At 50.6% G+C, this 21,135-nt stretch carries 18 protein-coding genes and 3 pseudogenes; 18 read left to right on the top strand and 3 right to left on the bottom strand.

Annotated features, from left to right (window positions below; all coding sequences use genetic code 11):
- Window positions 1-141: 141 nt before the first annotated feature.
- The 3 genes and pseudogenes from FHS77_RS14095 (at window position 142) to FHS77_RS14085 (ending at window position 2,442) form a co-directional block, all read left to right on the top strand.
- Window positions 142-855, top strand: a pseudogene (locus tag FHS77_RS14095) (IS6 family transposase).
- Window positions 856-915: 60 nt separating this feature from the next.
- Window positions 916-1,131: pseudogene (locus FHS77_RS14090) on the top strand (DDE-type integrase/transposase/recombinase); the annotation flags it as partial.
- A gap of 165 nt (window positions 1,132-1,296) precedes the next feature.
- Window positions 1,297-2,442: a calcium:cation antiporter gene (locus tag FHS77_RS14085; protein WP_184224487.1), complete on the top strand. Its 1,146-nt coding sequence runs from the start codon at window positions 1,297-1,299 to the stop codon at window positions 2,440-2,442.
- 41 nt (window positions 2,443-2,483) lie between these two features.
- Here FHS77_RS14085 and FHS77_RS16290 read toward each other — a convergent pair whose 3' ends face one another.
- The 3 genes from FHS77_RS16290 to mtnK all read right to left on the bottom strand — a co-directional run bounded on the left by FHS77_RS16290 (window position 2,484) and on the right by mtnK (window position 5,496).
- Window positions 2,484-3,437 (bottom strand): succinylglutamate desuccinylase/aspartoacylase family protein, encoded by a 954-nt coding sequence (locus tag FHS77_RS16290; protein WP_246431352.1) that lies wholly within the window; start codon window positions 3,435-3,437, stop codon window positions 2,484-2,486.
- Complete coding sequence (locus tag FHS77_RS16285; protein ID WP_246431351.1) at window positions 3,438-4,046, bottom strand: L,D-transpeptidase family protein; 609 nt, start codon at window positions 4,044-4,046, stop codon at window positions 3,438-3,440. It lies immediately after the preceding gene.
- A 175-nt stretch (window positions 4,047-4,221) separates the two neighbouring features.
- Window positions 4,222-5,496 carry an S-methyl-5-thioribose kinase gene (gene mtnK, locus FHS77_RS14075; protein WP_184224485.1) on the bottom strand — a complete coding sequence of 425 codons (1,275 nt, stop codon included), beginning with the start codon at window positions 5,494-5,496 and terminating at the stop codon, window positions 4,222-4,224.
- Window positions 5,497-5,753: 257 nt separating this feature from the next.
- Here mtnK and FHS77_RS14070 point away from each other — a divergent pair, with 257 nt between their 5' ends.
- The 15 genes and pseudogenes from FHS77_RS14070 to FHS77_RS14000 all read left to right on the top strand — a co-directional run.
- A complete protein-coding gene (locus tag FHS77_RS14070; RefSeq protein ID WP_184224483.1) occupies window positions 5,754-6,527 on the top strand; it encodes a FadR/GntR family transcriptional regulator in 774 nt (257 codons plus the stop codon).
- A 114-nt stretch (window positions 6,528-6,641) separates the two neighbouring features.
- The gene (locus FHS77_RS14065; protein ID WP_184224481.1) at window positions 6,642-7,676 is read left to right on the top strand and encodes a s-methyl-5-thioribose-1-phosphate isomerase; all 1,035 of its coding nucleotides are present in this window, start codon (window positions 6,642-6,644) and stop codon (window positions 7,674-7,676) included.
- 4 nt (window positions 7,677-7,680) lie between these two features.
- Complete coding sequence (locus tag FHS77_RS14060) at window positions 7,681-8,499, top strand: CoA transferase subunit A (RefSeq protein ID WP_184224479.1); 819 nt, start codon at window positions 7,681-7,683, stop codon at window positions 8,497-8,499.
- Window positions 8,496-9,242 (top strand): CoA-transferase, encoded by a 747-nt coding sequence (locus tag FHS77_RS14055; RefSeq protein WP_184224477.1) that lies wholly within the window; start codon window positions 8,496-8,498, stop codon window positions 9,240-9,242. Before FHS77_RS14060 ends, FHS77_RS14055 begins: the two co-directional genes overlap by 4 nt.
- Before the next feature lie 43 nt (window positions 9,243-9,285).
- A complete protein-coding gene (locus FHS77_RS14050) occupies window positions 9,286-10,497 on the top strand; it encodes a CaiB/BaiF CoA transferase family protein (protein WP_184224475.1) in 1,212 nt (403 codons plus the stop codon).
- 58 nt (window positions 10,498-10,555) lie between these two features.
- On the top strand, window positions 10,556-11,215 hold the full coding sequence (locus FHS77_RS14045) for an L-fuculose-phosphate aldolase (protein ID WP_184224473.1): 660 nt from the start codon (window positions 10,556-10,558) through the stop codon (window positions 11,213-11,215).
- 53 nt (window positions 11,216-11,268) lie between these two features.
- Window positions 11,269-11,820: a TRAP transporter small permease gene (locus tag FHS77_RS14040; RefSeq protein ID WP_184224471.1), complete on the top strand. Its 552-nt coding sequence runs from the start codon at window positions 11,269-11,271 to the stop codon at window positions 11,818-11,820.
- Complete coding sequence (locus tag FHS77_RS14035; protein ID WP_184224469.1) at window positions 11,817-13,079, top strand: TRAP transporter large permease; 1,263 nt, start codon at window positions 11,817-11,819, stop codon at window positions 13,077-13,079. The genes FHS77_RS14040 and FHS77_RS14035 overlap by 4 nt, the downstream gene beginning before the upstream one ends.
- A 102-nt stretch (window positions 13,080-13,181) precedes the next feature.
- The gene (locus FHS77_RS14030) at window positions 13,182-14,732 is read left to right on the top strand and encodes an acetolactate synthase large subunit (protein WP_184224489.1); all 1,551 of its coding nucleotides are present in this window, start codon (window positions 13,182-13,184) and stop codon (window positions 14,730-14,732) included.
- 41 nt (window positions 14,733-14,773) lie between these two features.
- Window positions 14,774-16,210, top strand: a complete 1,437-nt coding sequence (locus FHS77_RS14025; protein ID WP_184224467.1) for an NAD-dependent succinate-semialdehyde dehydrogenase — start codon at window positions 14,774-14,776, stop codon at window positions 16,208-16,210.
- Between the two features lie 28 nt (window positions 16,211-16,238).
- Window positions 16,239-17,243: a TRAP transporter substrate-binding protein gene (locus tag FHS77_RS14020; protein WP_184224465.1), complete on the top strand. Its 1,005-nt coding sequence runs from the start codon at window positions 16,239-16,241 to the stop codon at window positions 17,241-17,243.
- 82 nt (window positions 17,244-17,325) lie between these two features.
- On the top strand, window positions 17,326-17,904 hold the full coding sequence (locus FHS77_RS14015) for a peroxidase-related enzyme (protein ID WP_184224463.1): 579 nt from the start codon (window positions 17,326-17,328) through the stop codon (window positions 17,902-17,904).
- A 30-nt stretch (window positions 17,905-17,934) separates the two neighbouring features.
- Window positions 17,935-18,930 (top strand): MDR family oxidoreductase, encoded by a 996-nt coding sequence (locus FHS77_RS14010; RefSeq protein WP_184224461.1) that lies wholly within the window; start codon window positions 17,935-17,937, stop codon window positions 18,928-18,930.
- 69 nt (window positions 18,931-18,999) lie between these two features.
- Window positions 19,000-20,637, top strand: coding sequence for an acyl-CoA synthetase (locus FHS77_RS14005; protein ID WP_184224459.1), 1,638 nt, complete (start codon window positions 19,000-19,002; stop codon window positions 20,635-20,637).
- A 151-nt stretch (window positions 20,638-20,788) separates the two neighbouring features.
- Window positions 20,789-21,117: pseudogene (locus tag FHS77_RS14000) on the top strand (transposase); the annotation flags it as partial.
- Window positions 21,118-21,135 lie beyond the last annotated feature (18 nt).

The raw sequence follows: 21,135 nt of genomic DNA, 5'->3' as shown, positions 1-21,135 counted from the left end.
CAGGTACGGGAAGGTCCGCAATTTGCCACTAGACTTGCAAGCGGTAAAAGGTAGTGCGCGACACAGACCCCGTTACAGCATCTCATTGATCAAGCATTGTTACCTTAACTTTGGCGTAAGCATCTGCTGCGAGAATAGGGTATGACCGCACCTCACGCTTCTGTTTATCACGGTCATCGTTTTCCTGCCGAGATTATCGCAGAAGCAGTGTGGCTGTATTTCCGCTTTCCGCTAAGCTTTCGCATGGTTGAAGACATGCTCGCCTATCGCGGCATCATTGTTACCCATAAGACGGTACGTGAATGGGCTGAGAAATTCGGTCGAGATCATGCCAATACTAATCGCCGTCGAACCCCACGTCTTGGTGACAAATGGCATCTGGCTGAAGCTGTCATTACGATCAAAGGTAAGCACCACATCCTTTGGCGTGCAGTTGATCAGCATGGCTTTGTATTGGATGTTCTTGTTCAAAAACGCCGCAATACCAAGGCCGCCAAGCGTTTTATGCGTAAGCTTCTATCCGGTCATGGCTATTCACCACGTGTTATGGTCACAGACAAACTGAGTTCTTATGGCGCTGGCAAACGAGAATTAGGCCTAACGGTGTGTGATCATCGTCAGCACAAAGGGTTGAATAATTGAGCAGAGAATTCACATCAGCCGCTACGGCGACGAGAGCGGACCATGAAGCATTTCAAGTCAGCGCGACATGTGCAAAGGTTCACGTCAATCCACGATCCAATTTACAATCTTCATTACTTTCCCCGCAACAAATTCAACGCCGCCGATCACCGTGAATTACGACAAGCCGCTAACAACATGTGGCGCGAAATCGCATACCTGAAAGCTGCCTAATAACGGTTTAGTTGTGTAAACGCGGCTGTTTGTAAGTTAAGGTAACGGTGCCTGTTTAACGGGGTTCACGCCGTCAACACCATCCTGAAATTCACAGACGCAGGCGCCATTATTGAAATCCGGCAGATCAAATATTTGAACAATATCCTTGAGCAAGATCATCGCTTTATAAAACGGATCACCAAACAAATGATGGACTTCAAAGCGTTCCATTTCGCATCAGCCACCATCGCAGGCATCGAAGTGGCCCACATGATCCGTGAAAACATTGTTTGAAACTGCGATGATCTTTAAATATAAGGAAAAGCAAGCCGGATGATTAATCTGGTAAGTACGCTATCTCGATGAGATAAGAGGTCACTGCTTTTTTGTGAAGCCGCTTTCGGGACGACCCGAACAGTGTAATTCAGACGGGGACGACCCCAAAAGTGGTTGTTTAAAATGTCCCGACTGACACATTCCCCTCAACTTGTCACTGCTTTCAAACTTATCGCCATCTGGTGCGTGGTGGCTGTATTTTTACTATTTGGCGCAAACTGGCTCAGTGCAGAAATGCCGCTTGGCACAGCGCTGTTTGGTTTTGCAATTTTGTTCACGACGATTTTGGCTGCATCTTTTGGTGTGGTGCATGAAGCGGATGAATTGGCGCAACAATTGGGCGAGCCTTACGGCACGCTTATCTTGACGCTTTCAATTGTCTTGATCGAAGTGATTTTGATCGTTTCGGTGCTGCTGGGGCCGGGTGAGGCGCCCACTATCGGGCGTGATTCAATTTATGCCGTGATGATGATCATCATGAATTTGGTTACCGGCCTTTGTTTGCTGGCCGGAGCACTGCGCCATGGCGAGCAGGAATATAATGCCCAAGGCGCATTGTCTTATCTTTCGATGATCATCGTGCTGGCAGGCATGGCATTTTTGCTGCCCAATACATTGCTGCAAAATATAGGTGGCTTTTCTGCCATTCAGGCAGTGGTTATCGCCAGCCTGACTATTCTGATTTATGCGAGCTTTTTATATTTCCAGATGGGGCAATATAAAACGCACTTTCAGCAGCCGCCAATGGGGGGGATGTCGATTGCCCGCGTTGAAAGAGCTGAGGGCGAACAGGTTGATAAAGCGCCGCTTGATATGCGCAAAAACATTGGTCATGCCATCAAGCTTGTTGCTTTCATGGTGCCGATTGTGTTGCTGTCCAAATATCTGGCAATCATCATTGATTATGGCGTGGCAACAACCGGCGCGCCGATTGCGCTTGGCGGTTTGTTGATTGCTATCATCGTTTTCACGCCGGAGTCGATCACGGCCGTAAAGGCAGCGCTGAATAATGAAACGCAGCGTGCGGTTAATCTATGTCTTGGGGCATTTGTTTCGACGGTCGGCCTGACGGTTCCGGCTGTTCTGGCAATTGGCCTTTTAACCGGAAAAACCGTGATTTTTGGTATTTCAGCCACTGAAACCGTGCTTTTTGCACTGACGATTGGTTTGAGTGCATTTACCTATCTGGGACAAAAAACCACCGCCATTCAGGGGCTTTTGCATCTGGTACTGTTTGCTGTTTTCACGCTGACATTGCTTACTGCATAAAACAACAAAGGCAGCATTTACAAATGCTGCCTTTTTCATTGTCAGTCTTCTAACCGGTCACTTTCTTTGCAAAGGAAACAAAGCTCCTCATGCAAGTCAGCTGAGAGCGACGCAAAGATAATGGCGCCGTCATAAGGCATGATAATATCGCTCCCGTCAGCACGTTTGCCGATAATCTCGCCAGCTTTAACCGCTTCGCCGGCGGTAAAATGCTTAACCAAGCGATCGTCAGGATGCTGGCTTAAAATCGGATCGCAGATTTCTAAAGTGCGCGGGGCAGGCACTTTTGGCTGCGTGCCTTCAATCATACCAAGGGTCATCATGCCGTTAACGACACAATCATAACCGACCTGCGGCCCTTGCGGATCAAGATGCTGGCCACACTCAACCGTAATGGCATAGCCGCCGGAAAAGCGCATATATTCGGTGGTGCCGACACCATGCAATGAGGCAAGATCTTCGGTTACACCCGCCTGGCGCTTCATTTCGAGCGCTTTTTCATGGGCTGGAAGCCAGCCATAGGCCACCATCGGCAGACCGAAGGATTTGACCAGTTTTTCTTCCTCTTTAGCGTGTTTGAAAGGCTCCAGATCATCATCATTGTCATGCGGGCCGATAAGCGCAAAAGCGTGGCCTTGTGAATTAAATGAATGGAGGTCAATCAGCACATCAGCACCACGAAAAAGCGGGCAGAGGACATTGGCCACACGGTCTTCATTATCCTGCGGAATGGCGCTTTCGGCTAAGTTGCGGTTGAGATTGCGGTCGCCGATACGGGTATTATTATGACGCGCCAGTGCATTAACGACTGGCACGAATGTCACCTGACCACGCAATAGTTGCCGTTTGCCGGAGCGGAATTCTTCAACGAGACGTGCAATTGCCAACGGGCCTGCGGGTTCATTGCCATGCACGGAACCGGTAACAATCAGGCGAGGGCCTTTATGCAGTCCGTAAAAACTGACTGTTTCGATAGAAGTGATATTGCTTTGCATTTATTTGCTCGTCTTTTCGGCAAGATTATTATTTGCCACATCGGCTGATTGAATATCAATCATCATGCCTGGCTTCAAACGGCGCGCAAGTGCTTCCAGATGCTCATGCGCCACAACTACGCAACCGGCGGTGCCGCTATAATCAGGGCGCGCCGCATGGATGAAAATTGCCGAACCTGCACCTTTAACCGGCACTGCATCATTCCAGCCAACCGGAATAAAGACATCAAACAGTCTTTCACCGCGGCGCGAAGGCTGGCTTTCATCTGTTTCAAAAACCAGCTGATTGTAAAATTCGCTTTCCGGGTCTTCGCTCCAGCGATAATTTTCCGGCTTTGGCAAAAACGGAAAATCAAAGCTGCGGAAAGCATCACTGAAAACTATCGGATCATAAAATCCATAACGCAGCGGATAGCGCCCAATCGGCGTTTTGGCGTCACCTTCGCGCTTATCAGCAGCATTTACCAGACCATTGCGGCCGGTGGAGCATTTCACGCTCCAATCGCCAATGGTTAAAATGCCGATATGCGGATTTTGTGCGTCCTGTCCGGCGCGCACAATAATAACCGGTTGCGTGAGCGTTGAGGTGTTTTCTGAGTGCGTTGTCATCAAAGCAAATCTTACACGTTAAAGGGCAATTAAACTGATGAGACAATTACATGGTTTGACTAAAAAACCAATAATGGAAGAGAACGAAACGATGGCGGCTTTTAAATGGCAAAAAGCCCGTTGCATGGAAAAATTTTGCTGCAACGGGCTTTATATTTGATGCTTTAAAGTGGCACTATATGTCCTGTTTCGCCGGCTCCAAAAATTCAGTAATAGATTTGTATTTCTTCGGACTTTGCAAGATTTGGGCAGCAAAGCCTAAAATTTTCTTCTCGATGTCTGCACGCTTCTCGTCATCTTTAATCATATCAACATCAATGACATGAGCGCGGCCAATGGTGCGGCGGATCATTTCTGTCGCCGCATAACCGATGCTGTCTTGCAAGAGATTATCGAGATAATCATCCAGCACTGAATTGAGCGCGGCAGTGGCTGCGCCATTTTGCTCTGTAAAGACTGTGCCCTGATAAGCGCCGCCTGTGCGACCTTCATGCCAGAGCGCACAGAATTTTTGAAAGAAGCCATTCCAGATGTCTTCGATCATTTTCAGCACAGAAAACCGATATGCGGCACGGTCATTGTCCGCTGTTGCATAGGCTTCCTGCGCATAATAATTGATCAGCAAATTACCGATCAAAATACCGATGTCAAAAGCCATCGGGCCGAAAACAGCAAATTCCGGATCAATCACTTTGGTTTCATCAGCCGTCAGCATGATAGAGCCGGAGTGAAGATCGGCATGAAGCAAGGCTTCAGAGCGGGTGAGAAACTTATATTTGAGATCTGCCACGCGCAGTTTTAGCGCCAGATTGTTTTGGATAGCGTGGACAGTTTCGTCCAAAGCCGGACTTGTCCAGCGATTGCTGTCTGAAGCCATGAATGGCTCGTTGAAAATCAAGCGCTCGGTAATTTCACACAGTTCAACATTACGGGCGAAATAGGCCACCATTTCGCGCTTTGTTGACGGATCAAGCGCAAAATCCGAGGTGCCATAAAGACATTTGGCCAGATATGTTGAAATATGATCGGCAAATGTTGGATATTCCACGCCATCAATCATGCCCTTACGCATGATGATATGAGGTGACAAAAACTCCATCACCATCAAAGACTGCTCGGTGTCAAAATGATGGATATGCGGAATGTAATCCGGTGCAAGGCGGCCGAATTCGCGCAATGCAGCGGTTTCAAAAGCCAGCCGCTCGCAGGTTAATGCGCGCGCGCCGCCAGACATGCGCGAGTAAGGCAGCGCTTGTTTGAAAGCTAATGCCGCTTGCTTATTAGTGACGAAAAAAACGAAATTCAGATTGCCATCGCCGATTTCATCAACGCGCACATCGCTTAAATCATTGCCGAATATTTGATGAAGATGCGGCTGCGATGCGATGTATCTTTTCAGCGTCTCTTCATTAAAAGCTTTCGCCAATGGCTGGCTGGCTGCGTCCGTCATAATGCCTCAGTTTCCGGAAGAGATTGTGTCAGACATTTTGCCTTGGTGTTTGAGCTTCCTCCAACTGGTTTAAAAAACCATTTGCTCAAAACCGGATCAAAATGAGCATGATCTGACTATTCTCCCATTCATCAGACCAAATTAATCTACGCATTCGTTTAATTATCATATCACAATTTAGAATTTCGCTGTCAATATCTATTGTTATATGAAATATATTACGGCATGCTGCACGGGTGGGAACGAAGAAGGTAGCTATGAGTGATTTGAAAAACGACCTGACGGTTGAAAATTCTGCGGATACGACAAGCCCGCGCAATATCACGCGCCAGATCGCTGATGACATCCGCGATAGTATCTTGAATGGTGATCTCAAAATCGGTGAGCGCCTGCTGACGGAAGAAGAGCTGGCGGAACATTATGGTGTTTCGGGGCCAACCATCCGCGAAGTGCTGAAACGCTTGGCCGCACAACATTTGGTGCGATCGAAGCGGGGGCCGGGGGGTGGCACTTTCGTTAATCGTCCAAGCTTTGAACAAGCACGTGAAAATATGGTCGGCATCATGATGCTGCTGAGCAGTCTCGGCTCGTTTTCATTGGTCGATATTGCTGAGTTTCGCCACGATACAGGGCTTATTTGCTTGTCTTATGCTGTGCAAAGACGCACCGATGAAGACCTGATCAATATGGAAAAACTGCTTTTGCAGCAAGAAGATGCCTCCATCAGCGATGTGGAATTTTGCGCGGCTGATGTCGGTTTCCATCAGGCAATTGCGGCTGCCACCGGCAATGGTGTTTATAGTTTCTTCCTGCAAGGTTTGCTGGAAGTGCTGATTCCGCCTGCCAATATGGTGATGTTTAAATTCCGTGACCGGATGATTATTTGCGGTCTGCACCGGCGCATTCTGATGGCAATCTATAGCCGTAATAATCGTGCTGCTGAAGAGGCATTTATTGAATTAATGGACTATTTACGCGTTAAATATGCGGAAGCCCAGGACTGGCGCTCCAACCATGAAGCTGTAAAATAGTCTTTTTTAATATAAAAAATTTTAATATTGCAATTATTTAATTTTGATATGATAATATCATCCAAGCAGGCAAATGGCATATTGGGAGCGATATGAGCCTGCTTGGAGGAAATTATGCAAGTGATCACCATGCCTACTATCATGCGCGAAAGCGTTCTGCTTGAGCCCGATTGCGTCCGTATTCTCGACCGGCGCGTTTTCCCTTTTGAAACAACATTCGTCACCTGTAAAACGGTTGAAGATGTTGCGGTTGCCATTGAGGAAATGGTGACACAGAGCGGCGGCCCTTTTTATGCAGCGAGTGCGGGCATGGTCTTGGCAGCGCGTGAAGCTGCAAAATTGAAAACGGCAGATGAGCGTTTGAGCTCATTGCAAAAAGACGGGGCGCGTTTGGTTGCGACCCGCGCAACCAATAATCACATTGCTCATGTCATTGCGCAGCTTTTGGCGGATGCTAAAACCCTGGTGCTTGATGGCGACAGGTTCTTGAGCGATTTTGAAGCACGGGTGCAGGAAATCTGGGCAGCCAAGCGTCAGACCGCCCGAAACTTAGGCGAATATGGTGGTCGCGTGATTGAAGATGGTGATGCGGTTTTAACCCATTGCTGGGCAGAATCCACCATTGTTGAAACTGCCGCTGCCGCTTTGCGGATGGGCAAGAAATTTCAGTTTTATTGCTCGGAAACGCGGCCCTATTTGCAAGGTGCGCGTTTGACCGCGCATAGTCTGGCTGAAATGGGCATTGAGGTGACAGTTATCACCGACAATATGGGTGCCCATGCAATGAGCCTTGGCAAGATCAGCCGTTTGATGACCGCTGCCGACCGTGTTTCCATGTCCGGCCATGTCATCAACAAGGTTGGTACTTTGCAACATGCGCTTTCGGCCAATCATTTTGGCCTGCCTTATTTTGCCATGGTGCAGACTCCGGATAAATCCGCCAAAACGGCAGCCGATGTTCCGATGGAAGATCGAGATCCGCAGGAAAGCCTGCACTGCTTAGGTCAGCGCACCGCTTCACCTTTGGCCAAAGGCTGGTATCCGGCTTTTGACGTGACACCGCCGCATTTGGTGTCGGGCGTTGTCACCAGCCGCGGTATTTTCTCAGCGTTTGATCTCGCCGATTTTTACAGAGCGGATAAGGCGTAACATCATGACAGAGCGTCTTCATCTGTCAGAATTGATTGCGCGTATCCCGAGCGGAACGAAACTGGCGGTGCCAGTGGATTATGCTGGTGTTTCAATGTCGGGCACTGCTGAAATTATCCGTCAAAATATTGGTGGCCTGCATCTTATCTGCGTGCCGACAGGGGGCATGCAGGTGGACATGCTGGTGGGGGCAGGTTTGGTGGCTTGCGTTGAAACCAGTGCGGTCAGCCTTGGTGAGGCAGGCGGTGCACCATGTTTCAACCGTGCAGTTAAACAAGGCTCGATCAAACTGATGGATGCCACATGTCCGGCTATTCATGCCGGATTGATCGCTGCGCAAAAAGGCGTGCCGTTTTTGCCGATCCGTGGGCTTATTGGCTCAGATGTTTTTGAGAACCGCAAGGATTGGAAACTGATCGATAATCCGTTCGGGGAAAATGATCCGCTTGTGCTGATACCTGCCATTCAGCCGGATTATGCGCTGTTTCATGCGCCATTGGCCGACAAATACGGCAATGTCTGGATTGGTCGCCGGCGTGAATTGGCGACGATGGCTTATGCTGCCAAACACACATTGATTACGGTTGAAAAAATCACTGATGATAATCTGCTTGATGATGAAGTGATGGCGGCTGGCGTTTTGCCGTCGCTTTATGTGGATGCTGTCGCCCATGTGTCAAATGGTGCCGCACCTTACGGCGTTTGGGGTGAATATCCGGCGGATGCTCAAGAAATTGCGGCTTACGCCAAGGCCGCACAGACAGAAGAAGGCGTTGCTGATTATCTGGCAACTGCTTCATGGATGCAGGAGCAACGCACATGAAACCTGTAACAGATCGTGAGCGCTTGATTGTAACCATTGCTGGTCTTTTGCAAGGGGTGCGCCATGTGGCGGTGGGGGCTTCGTCACCCATTCCGGCGGCGGCTTCCATGCTGTTGCGTACGCGTGAAAAGGCGGCCGGCAATGCGCCTGTTCGTATTTCTATCCTTGGTTCTGTCAAACATAATTTCTTCACTAATGGCAGTGTGGAATTATTTGATTGCGCAGCGCAAGGACGCATAGATGCGTTTTTCTTGGGCGGCGGGCAGATTGACGGCCAAGGCAATATTAATCTGGTGGGTGTGGGCGACTATCCGCAGAGCAAAGTGCGCTGGCCTGGATCTTTTGGCTCAAGCTTTCTCTATTTTCAGGTGCCGCGCGTCATTTTGTTTCGGGAGGAACATAGTCCGCGCGTGCTGGTGGAGAAGGTGGATTTCATCAGCGCGCCTGGTACATCGGCGTCGAATGTCGAGCGTAATGGCGGGCCACATGCATTGCTGACCAGCCGTGCCTTGTTCCATTTTGACAAAGACAAAGCGCGCTTTTTGCTCAAAACCATCCATCCGGGGCAGACGCTGGATGATATCCGCGAGGCGACCGGTTTTGCTTTTGATGTGGCTGACGATTTGGGCGCAACGCCTGATCCGGATACCGGTACTTTGAAAGTGTTACGCGGGGAGGTGCTGGAGGAGCTGGCTGAAACCTATCCGCAATTTGCAGAACTGATGGCGGCTGATCTTCAATAGCGGTTTCAGTTCGGCGATTTTGAAAGAAATGTGAGGGGGCATTATGACCAGTTCGGACAATCAAAGCCAACATGCAAAGCAGGCGCAGGGTGCGCTGGCTGGTTTGCGGGTGATTGATGTCAGCCGTGTTTTGGGTGCGCCTTACTGCACACAAATTCTGGCCGATCATGGCGCGGAAGTGATTAAAATCGAGCCGCCGCAGGGCGATGAAACGCGTGGCTGGGGGCCTCCGTTTTTGGGCGATGCGGCCAGTTATTTTCTGGGGCTGAACCGCAACAAAAAAGGCATGTCGGTTGATTTTTCACAAGAAGCGGGACGTGAGCTGCTCTTGCACATGCTTGAAACGGCTGATGTTTTCGTTGAAAACTTCAAAGTCGGCACATTGGAAAAATGGGGCATCGGGCAGGAGATGCTGGCGCAGCGCTTCCCGCGTTTGGTGCATTGCCGTGTTTCGGGCTTTGGAGCGGATGGCCCTTATGGCGGACGTCCGGGCTATGACGCGGCCATTCAGGCGCTCAGCGGTATTATGAGTGTGAATGGAGAGCGTGACGGTGAGCCGTTGCGCGTTGGTCTGCCGGTTGTTGATATGGTGACGGGTCTTAATGCTGCGATTGGCGTTTTGCTGGCACTGCAAGAGCGCAACACAAGCGGCAAAGGCCAGTTTGTCGAAGCTGCACTTTATGATTGCGGCGTTTCATTACTGCATCCGCATCTGCCGAATTTTTATCTCAATGGCAAAGTGGCAAAGCCTTCCGGCAATGCGCACCCGAATATTTCGCCTTACGACACTTATGCCACCAAAACCGGCGCTCTGTTTTTGGCCGTTGGCAATAATCGCCAGTTCGCCACTTTGTGCAAAATATTAAATATTGCGCATGTGGCTGACGATCCGCGTTTTGTCAGCAATGCGGAGCGCAATAAAAATCGCGATGCCTTGAAGGTCGAGCTGGAAGCAGCATTGGTTGACCATGAATGTGCGGTGATTGCTGAAACCTTGGTGACATCCGGTGTGCCCTGCGGTGCCGTGCGCAGCATTGATGAAGTTGTCAATGATCCGCATACCCATGCGCGCGGCATGATTGTCGATATTGAGGATTATCGCGGCACAGGCAGTCCGGTGAAATTGTCACGCACACCGGCAAGCTACCGGATGAAACCACCAGCATTTGCCGAACATACAGAAGAACTATTGGCTGAAGCAGGGCTGGAGTTAAAGGACTATGCTGCTGTTTTGCCTCGCGAAATCATGAGCTGAGACGCGCCACGGGAGTTTAAGCGCGTTTCAAACACAGACACTAAAGGGGGGAGCGAAAATGTCATTTTCGCCGGAGGAGAGAGCACTCAGACAAGAGCTGATTGATGCTTGTTGCAATATGAACAAGCTTGGCATCAATCGGGGCACATCAGGCAATATCAGTGTGCGCAACGGCAATGGTTTGCTGATTTCGCCCACTGGCATTCCTTATGATCAGCTAAAACCTGAACATATTGTGCAACTGGACTGGGAGGGGAATTTTGAAGGCGACATTCTGCCAAGCAGCGAATGGCGTTTTCATCGCGATGTTTTACAAGCGCGCGACGATCTCAATGCTCTGGTTCACACCCATTCCACCCATGCATCTGCTTTGTCGGTGATGAAGAAGTCCATTCCTGCCATTCATTATATGATTGCAGCTGCCGGCGGCAAAGACATCCGCTGCTCCGGTTATGCAACTTTTGGCACGCAGGAACTGGCTGATGAGCTGTTGATTGCGATGGAAGGCCGCCGCGCCTGCCTGATGGCACATCATGGTGTGCTGGCGGGGCATGTTTCCATTGCCCGTGCTTTGGCATTAGCCGTGACAGTTGAAGAACTGGCAACGCAATATCTGCTTTGCCTGCCACTCGGCGAACCGCCGGTGTTGAGCGACGAAGAGATCACGACTGTGTTGCAAAAATTTAGCACCTACGGGCAGCAACCACGCAAAATGTGAGCCGGGATCAATATACGAAAAATATATTTTTCCGCAAAATTTGAGATTGAGCGATGGAAAAAACAGAAAACCACTCATCAGTGAGCGAGGCGGGCAGGCCGGTTTCTCCTGCATTGCGTTGCTTGTATAATCTGATCGTCAAAATCGAAACGATTGTTTGTTACGTCTTTTTTATTGCCGGAACTGTGGCGCTTGTCGTTGATATTTTCGGCCGCGAAGTGTTGGGGCAAGGAGTTTTCGGTGCGCAGCGCGTGGCCGTTTATTGCATGGCCGTTGCCGGTATTATGGGCTTTTCCTATGTGGTTTCGCATGGCGGCCATTTGCGCCCGACGGTGCTGGACAAATTGGTGCCGCAAAAACTTGATGCTTTTGCCGCGCGTCTGGCTGATCTTTTGTCCTGCCTTTTGTGCCTCGGCCTTGCTTATGCCAGCTATCTTTTCATCTACAGCACCTATTCCATCGGCGAGCGCGACATGACGCTGCCGATCAATATCTGGACTATCCAGAGCGTTCTGGTTTTTGCTTTTGGTTTTGCAGCGATCAAATTCCTGATGTTCGTGGTGGCTCCGGCTCTGCGTCCCGTGACAAGCGGAGGTGACATATGACCGGTTTTCTCATTACAGCGGGCAGTCTCGCACTCGTAGTTTTACGCCAGCCAATGGTACTGGTACTGGCCTTTGCGGTCATGTGTGTTCACCAGTTTGTGGCGCGCAATTCTTCTGTGGAATTCTTCATTCAGGATTTATGGTTCACCGTCGACCGTGACGTATTGCTGCCAATCCCGATGTTTATTCTCGCCGGTAACATTATGAGCCGCGGTGTGATTGCGCAGCGCCTCATCGATATTATGATTGAGCTGACCGCCAATATTCGAGGTGGTCTGGCAGTTGCAACCATTCTGGCTTGTGCGGTGTTTGCGGCTATTTCCGGCTCGTCCATCGTGACACTGGCAGCCATCGGTTCGATCATGTATCCGGCATTGCTGCGTGAAGGTTATTCCAAGCATTTGGCGTTGGGGCTTTTGTGCTCAGGCGGTACACTTGGCATTCTCATTCCGCCATCAATCCCGATGATGCTATACGGCATTATCACTGATACTTCGATTGTAAAATTGTTCATGGGCGGCATTGGCCCCGGCCTGTTGATGACAGTTTTCTTCGTGGTTTATTGTGTGATTGTGGCGCCTATCAGAGCCCGTGGTAAGTTCTCGTTCAGTCGCTTGCTTACCGCTATGCGACGCGGCGGGCCTGCAATGTTTCTGCCTGTGTTGCTTCTTGGGGGTATTTACACCGGCTATTTCACCGCAACAGAAGCAGCGGTTGTATCGCTTGTTTATGCCTTGGCGGTTGAAGGTCTGATCTATCGCGATCTGACCTTGAAAGACTTTTCCGCCATGTTGGGCGAGTCAGTGCGCTTGTTCGGAACTCTGCTGCCACTTCTGGCAATTGCCGGTAGTTTCAATACCATTCTCGACTATGAAGGCATTCCGAAAATGCTGGTCGAATGGCTCAGCCAGTGGATCACCAATCCGGTGACGGCTGGTCTGACAATGAACGTGATCTTGCTGATTGCCGGTTGTTTCATGGATGTGGGTTCAGCCATTCTGATCCTCTCGCCATTGCTGCTTCCATTGATGCAGGCACATGGTTTTGATCCGGTGCATGTGGGTGTGATCACCACAGTCAATCTTGAGATTGGCTACATCACTCCGCCTGTCGGTATCAATCTATTCGTGGCGATGAGTGTCTTCAAAGAAAGCTTTACAACCATTGTGCGCGGGGTCTGGCCTTTTGTGCTGCTGATGCTGATCCCGCTTCTGATCACGACCTTTGTGCCGCAAATTGTGTTCATGTTTATTCCGTAATGGCGCAGGGTTTTTAACAAGAAGACATGCCGCAATTTTCATGCGGCGTGTCATTGAATAGTAAGAAATATCTGCCTTGGTAAGTTAGGACATAAGATGAAAATGAACGGTGCTGACGCCCTTTGCGACACATTGCTTGCGAATGAGATTGATGTCTGTTTTGCCAATCCGGGCACATCGGAAATGCATTTTGTGGCAGCTCTCGACCGAAAACCGGATATGCGCTGTGTTCTTGGCCTGTTTGAAGGCGTGGTGACGGGTGCAGCAGATGGTTATGCCCGCATGGCCGACAAGCCTGCCGCCACACTGCTTCATTTAGGCTCCGGTCTTGGTAATGGTATTGCGAATTTGCACAATGCCCGACGTGCTTTTACGCCGATGGTCAATATTGTCGGCGATCACGCGACCTATCATTTGCAATATGATGCACCGCTGACCAGTGACATTGAAGGTATCGCCAAGCCGGTTTCAGCATGGGTGCGCACCACCAAATCCGCTGATGATGTGATCAATGATGCAAGCGACGCGATTGAAGTGGCGAGTAGCAAACCTGGTCAAATCGCCACCCTCATTCTGCCTGCTGATGCGGCATGGAATGAAGTGCAAAACGGGAAAATCACGCCAAGGCAAAAGCTTGCGCCCAAGCAGGTGAGCGAGGAAGCCGTGCGTGAGGCGGCAGCAGCTATCCGTAACGGCAAACGCACAATGTTGCTGCTTTCCGGCATGGCGCTGCGTGAAGAAGGGCTGGCAATTGCAGGCCGCATTGCGGAAAGCACAGGCGTGCGCATTCTTGCCCAGCAGTCCAATGGCCGCATGCAGCGCGGTGCTGGTCGTGTAGCGATAGACCGTGTCAAATATCGTGCTGAAGATGCAACAGCCGATTTGGCTGATGTCGATCAGATGATCCTCATTGGCGCGAAAGAACCGGTGGCGTTTTTTGCCTATCCGGGTAAGCCGAGCACATTCTTGAAGCCTGAAGCAACGGCCATTCCTTATGCCAGCAATGAGTGCGATCTGCTGCATGCACTGCAATGGCTGGCGGATGAATTGGGGCTTACAGCCAATGCTCCGGTGACGCTTAACAAACGTGAAAAAGCCATTTTGCCAACCGGTGAATTAAATTCCAACAAAATCGCCACCGTGATTGGGGCGATGATGCCGGAAAATGCCATTGTGGTGGATGAATCCATCAGTTCTGGGCGTGATTTTTTCAATTTCACCCATTCATCGGAACCGCATGATTTTCTGCAATTGACCGGTGGTGCGATTGGTATCGGTTTGCCATTGGCAACCGGTGCGGCAATTGCCTGCCCTGATCGTAAAGTGGTGGCTTTGCAGGCCGATGGCAGCGGCATGTATACGCTTCAGGCGCTCTGGTCGCATGCGCGTGAAGAGCTGGATATTGTCACCGTTATTTTTGCCAATCAGCGTTATGCAATCCTGCATCATGAATTAAAAAATGTCGGAGCAGGGGTTGCAGGGCGTAACGCTACTCATATGCTGGATTTGGTTAACCCGACACTGGATTGGGTGAGCCTTGCCAAAGGCATGGGTGTTGAAGGCGCACGCGCTTCCACGGCTGAGGAGTTTGCCGATCTGTTTGCTCATGCTTGCTCGCGCAAGGGCCCGTTCCTGATCGAAGCCTTTATCTGATTTTTTGCTGAAAATGCTCTTGAAATTGAGTGGAGATGAAAATGTATTCTGAAAAACTGCAACTTCTGATCAATGGCCGTTGGATTGGTGAAGAAGGTGGTCGCAAGGGTGAAGATGTTTTCAACCCTGCTGACGAACAAGTGCTGGCACGACTGCCGCATGCGACCCGTGATGATCTGGATGCGGCTTTGGATGCGGCGCAAAAAGCATTCCGCAGCTGGAAGAAAAGCTCGCCGATGGAGCGTTCCAAAATCATGCGCCGTGCCGGTGACCTGATCCGTGAACGCGCGGATGAAATTGCCCGCAACATGACGCTTGATCAGGGTAAGCCCTTTGTGGAAGCGCGCGGCGAGATCATGGCTTGCGCCGATTTGCTTGACTGGCATGCAGAAGAAGGCCGCCGTATTTATGGCCGCGTTATTCCGGCAAGAGCTGAAAATGTACGTCAGCTAGTTGTGCGTGAGCCGATCGGCGTTTGCGTGGCTTTCACACCGTGGAATTTTCCGGCCAATCAGGCAATCCGCAAAATTGCAGCCGCCATTGGTTCCGGTTGTACGCTTATTCTTAAAGGCCCTGAAGAAACACCAAGTGCAGTGGTGGCGCTGGCACGCGCTATGCAGGATGCAGGTCTGCCGGATGGTTGTCTCAATCTGGTCTGGGGTGTGCCGGCGGAAATTTCCAGCTATCTGATTGCCTCGCCGATCACTGCTAAAGTCAGCTTCACCGGTTCGGTTCCGGTTGGCAAGCAGCTGGCTTCCTTAGCGTCACTCCACATGAAGCGCTCGACAATGGAACTTGGCGGCCATGCGCCGGTGCTGATTTTCCCTGATGCGGATGTGGAACGCGCTGCCGATATTATGGCCGGATCAAAGATCAGAAATGCCGGTCAGGTTTGTGTTTCGCCAACCCGTTTCTATGTGCATGAAAAAGTGCAAGATCAGTTTTTGGAACGTTTCAGCGCCAATATTGCCAAGGTAAAAGTTGGCAACGGTCTGGATGCCGACAGCCAGATGGGGCCATTGGTCAATGCGCGTCGCGTTGAAGCCATTGATGGCTTTGTGCAGGAAGCGCGCGGTAATGGTTCCACCATCATGTGCGGCGGCGAGCGCATTGGCAATCGCGGCCATTTCTATGCGCCGACAGTGGTGTTTAACCCGCCGGAAGATTCACGATTGATGACCGAGGAGCCATTTGGTCCGATTGCAGCGGTGACATCCTTTAAAGATACCGATGATGTGCTGCGCCGTGCCAACAGCCTGCCATTTGGTCTGGCGTCTTATGTCTTCACCCAATCCAGCAAGACCGTCACGCAAGTGTCGGACGGCTTGGAAAGCGGCATGGTGACGATCAACCACTTAGGCCTTGCACTGCCGGAAACACCGTTTGGCGGCATTAAAGACAGTGGCTATGGCAGCGAAGGCGGAACGGAAGCTTTCGACGGCTATCTGATCACTAAATTCATCACGCAATTTGAATAAAAACCATAATAGTTTGGGAGGAACTAGCATGAAAAAACTAACAACTCTGGCCGTTTTCTCGGCGCTTGCAGCCACAGTGTCGTTCAGCGGCACTGTGCAGGCTGCAGAAACCATGCGTATTGCTGGTTCGCTGCGTCCTGGCTCGATGATGGACGGCATCATCCAGACCTTCATCACCAATTTCAATGAAAAAGCCGGTGATGATTACAAGATTGAATATCAGCTGGTTGCCAATGATCAGGAAATGACCCAGCAGGTGATCCGTGGTCGCTTGGAAATCGGCACAACCGGTCTTGCAGGTTCGGCTGTTTCTATTCCGCCTGCGGCCGTGCTTTCGATGCCGTATTTGTGGGACAATGATGCGCAGCGCCGTTGGGCAACCGACAATGTCGTGCGTCCGGCTTTGGAGAAAATCTTTGAAGAAAACGGACTGGTGGTGATCGGTCTTGGTGATGCAGGCTGGTCAAACATGTTCTGTAAAGAAACATGCACAACACCGGATGATATTGCAGGTCAGCGTTTCCGCATTCCGCCGGCTGCATCGGCGCGTGCTTTCTGGCAAAATGTCGGTGTAAACGGCGTGCAGCTTTCATTGCCGGATTTCTTCACCGGTTTGGAGCAGGGCATGGTTGAAGGCGGCGATCTGCCATTTACCTTCTATGTTACCACCCCCGCGGCGCAGTTTGCCAAAACCTATACGCAGACCCATCAATATCATCATGAGCAGATTTTCTTCGTCAACAAGCGCTTCTATGACGGCTTACCTGCTGAAATTCAGGCACTGTTGAAAAGCTCGATGCCTTCAACTGATGAAATGCGCCAGCGTCAGGATGATGATGAAAAAGCACAGGTCAGCAAGTTTGAAGCGAATGGCGGCAAATTTGTAACATTGAGCGAAGAGCAGCAAAAAGTCTGGGCTGACAAGGTGGGCGACACCCATTCTGCTCTATTGAAAGATTTGCCTGCGGCTGCCACCACACTTTATGAGGCGGTGCAGGAAGGCAAACGACAATATGCCGAGAAGAATAAGTAAATAGATCAAGTTTTTCGCGGGTGGGAAACCACCCGTGAAGTTGATTTTAAAGCCTTTAAGCTAGCCATTTATGGAGCCTGTTATGACTGATAAGCCAATCAGCCGATTTCCTGTGCCTGAATTAAAAGATCTGCCGGAAGATATTGCTGCCCGCATCAAAGATGTGAGCGATAAATCCGGTTTTATCCCCAATGTGTTTTTGGTGCTTGCGCATCGTCCTGATGAATTCAGAGCGTTCATGGCTTATCATGATGCTTTGATGGAGCGCCCAAGCAATCTCACCATTGCTGAGCGTGAAATGATTGTGGTTGCTACCAGCACCGTCAACCAGTGCCAGTATTGTGTTGTTGCCCATGGGGCGATTTTGCGTATCCGTGCGAAAAACCCGCTGATCGCCGATCAGGTTGCGCTGAATTTCCGCAAAGCCGATATTACGCCGCGCCAGAAAGCGATGCTCGAATTTGCTTCGAAAGTGTCGGCACGCGCTTATGAAGTAGGTGAAGATGATTTCGACACGCTGAAATCTCATGGCTTCACCGAAGAAGACATCTGGGACATCACTGCGATTACCGCATTTTTTGGCATGTCAAACCGCATTGCCAATGTCACCAGCATGCGCCCGAATGACGAATTTTACATGCTTGGCCGCACCCAGAAATAAGCCTGTAGCATTAAGACGGAAGAGTACGATATGACAAATTCATTCAATGCTATGGTCATTGAGGATGTTGATGGCAAGCCAAAGGCCAGCATCAAAACTTTGAGCCTTAACGACCTGCCCGATCACGATGTGCTGGTAGAAATCTCTCATTCCAGCCTCAATTATAAAGATGGTTTGGCAATTTCCGGTAAGGGACGCATTGCACGTCGTTTGCCTATGGTTGGTGGCATTGATCTGGCAGGAACCGTGGTGGAAAGCCGTTCTGACCTCTGGAAAGCCGGTGACCGCGTTGTGGTCAATGGCTGGGGTTTGTCGGAAACGGAATGGGGCGGTTATTCACGCTTTCAGCGTATTAAGCCGGAACATCTGACCCGTTTGCCGGATGCTTTCACACCGGAACAGTCGATGGCGATCGGCACTGCCGGTTATACCGCAGCTTTGTGCGTCAATGCTTTGGAAGACTGGGGCATGATTGAAAAGCAAGGCCGTGAAGTGTTGGTAACCGGTGCTGCCGGTGGTGTGGGTTCGGTATCGGTCGCACTTCTTGCTGCGCGTGGCTATAATGTGACCGCTTCAACAGGTCGTCCTGATAGTCATGATTATCTGAGCAAGCTTGGTGCTTCAGCATTTGTTGACCGTGCGGCACTTTCAGAAAAAGCAGGGCCGTTGCAGAAAGAGCGTTGGGGCGGTGCGGTCGATTCTGTTGGTTCCACAACCCTTGCCAATGTGTTGGCACAAACCGTTTATGGTGGCGGTGTTGCAGCCTGCGGCCTTGCCGGTGGTGCGGATTTGCCGGCAACGGTTCTGCCGCATATCTTGCGCAATGTAGCTCTTTTGGGTGTGGATTCCGTGATGGCTCCGGCCAATAAACGCGAACGCGCATGGAAGCTGCTGGCGGAAAGCCTTGACCATAAATTGCTGGCCGATATGACAACGGTTGAACCAATGTCTGCCTTGCCGCGTCTGGCTGATGATATTTTGGCCGGTAAAACGCAAGGTCGTGTGGTGATCAAAATTGATGGATAGTTTATAATCATCAAACACCATCGGGAGCATGGCTTGTGCTGGCCTGGGGAGGGCCGGGGGAGAGTATGAATGAACGCGTTTGAAATGAACCTGGATAGATGTGCTGCCAATTATCAGCCATTAAGCCCGATTGGCTATCTGGAACGGGCGGCAACGACCTTTCCGGATCAATTGGCGGTGGTGCATGGCAGTATCAGGCTCAGCTATCGCGATTTCTGGAAACGCTGTAAGCAGTTAGCGGCAGCGCTCAATCATCAGGGATTGGGCAAAGGCGATACGGTTTCGGTCATGCTCTCCAACACGCCGCCAATGCTGGAGGCACATTACGGTGTGCCAATGGCAAAAGCGGTGCTGCACTCAATCAATACCAGACTTGATGCCGCCTCTATTGCCTTTCAGCTCGACCATGCGGAGACGAAAGTTCTCATTGTTGATCGTGAATTTGCTGATGTGATGGGAAAAGCGCTGGCTTTGGCAAAGATCAAGCCTGTGGTTATTGATTATGATGATACGGAATATCCTCAGGACGCACCGCAGCCAAAAGGTGCCAAAATCGGTACGCTCGATTATGAGGCTTTTGTCAGTGCGGGCGATCCGGATTTCATCTGGTTGCAACCGGATGATGAATGGGATGCGCTGTCGTTGAACTATAGCTCCGGCACGACCGGCGACCCGAAAGGCGTTGTCTATCATCATCGTGGTGCAGCGCTGATGTGCTTTGGCAATACGCTTAACACCAATATGCCGCGGCATCCGGTTTATCTTTGGACATTGCCGATGTTCCATTGCAATGGCTGGTCGTTTCCGTGGACAATAGCCTTGCAGGCAGGCACCCATATTTGCTTGCGTTGGGTGCGGGCAAAGCCGATTTATGAAGCCATTGCTACTTATAAAGTGACTCATTTATGCGGTGCGCCGGTGGTGATGTCCATTCTCATCAATGCCAAAGATGAGGAACGAACCCGCTTTGACCATACGGTTATTTTCAATACTGCCGCTGCCCCACCGCCGGAAACGGTGCTGACCCGCATGAGTGAAGCTGGTTTTAACGTCACCCACATTTATGGTTTAACTGAAACCTATGGGCCAAGTGTCGTGAATGAATGGCATGCAGATTGGGATCATCTTTCCTCACCGGAACGTGCCAGCCTGAAAGCGCGCCAAGGGGTGCGCTCACCGGTGCTGGATGCTTTGTCAGTGCGCGATCCTGAAACAATGGAAGTTGTGCCGGCAGATGGCGAAACTTTGGGCGAGATCATGCTGCGCGGCAATGTGGTGATGAAGGGCTATTTGAAAAACCCTAAAGCGACACAAGAAGCCTTTAAAGGTGGCTGGTATCATACCGGTGATCTGGGCGTGATGCATAAGGACGGCTATGTGCAGCTGAAAGACCGCTCGAAAGATATTATTATCTCCGGCGGCGAGAATATTTCTTCCGTGGAAGTGGAAGAAGCACTTTATAAACATGCCGCTGTGAGCCTTTGTGGTGTGGTGGCTAAACCGCATGAAAAATGGGGCGAAGTGCCGGTTGCTTTTGTGGAGTTGAAGGCCGGCGCAACGGTGACGGAGGCTGAGCTTTTAAGCCATGTGGCGGAATTGCTGGCACCGTTTAAACGGCCGAAAGAAATTTTCTTTATGGAGATTCCTAAAACCTCTACCGGCAAAATTCAAAAATTCCAGCTACGTGCTTTTATTGCGCAGAATTAAAGAAAAGCGACTTTAGTTTGAAGGAGGCCCTCGTTTTTCAGCGCTCAATGAAAACGGGCCTGTCGCAAAGTTTTTCCTAGGCTCAGGACCTATTAATTGGTTGCGTAGTGTTTAATCTATTTCTTCAATGGTAGCGCAAGGAGGTGCTGCCATGAGTGATTTGATCTGGTTGTCGGCGGCGCAGATGCGCCGGATCGAGCCTCATTTTCCATTGTCACATGGTGTGCCGCGAGTTGATGATCGCCGGATTATCAGCGGCATTATCTTCGTGCTCAGGAATGGCTTGCGCTGGCGTGATGCACCGGCTGCCTACGGTCCGCACAAGACGATCTACAACCGCTTCATTCGCTGGAGCCGAATGGGTGTGTTCAACAAGATCTTCGCAAGCCTCGCAGCGAAAGGCGGCCAGCCAGACCAATTAATGATCGACGCTACGCACCTTAAGGACATCGAACAGCTGCCAGCCTACTTAAAAAGGGGCTGCTCCCTTAACGTTCG

The sequence above is a fragment of the Paenochrobactrum gallinarii genome, assembly GCF_014205685.1.
Classification (GTDB): Bacteria; Pseudomonadota; Alphaproteobacteria; order Rhizobiales; family Rhizobiaceae; genus Paenochrobactrum; species Paenochrobactrum gallinarii.
The sequence above is the reverse complement of the archived record's forward strand: the minus strand, read 5'-3'. Positions and strand labels throughout refer to the sequence as shown.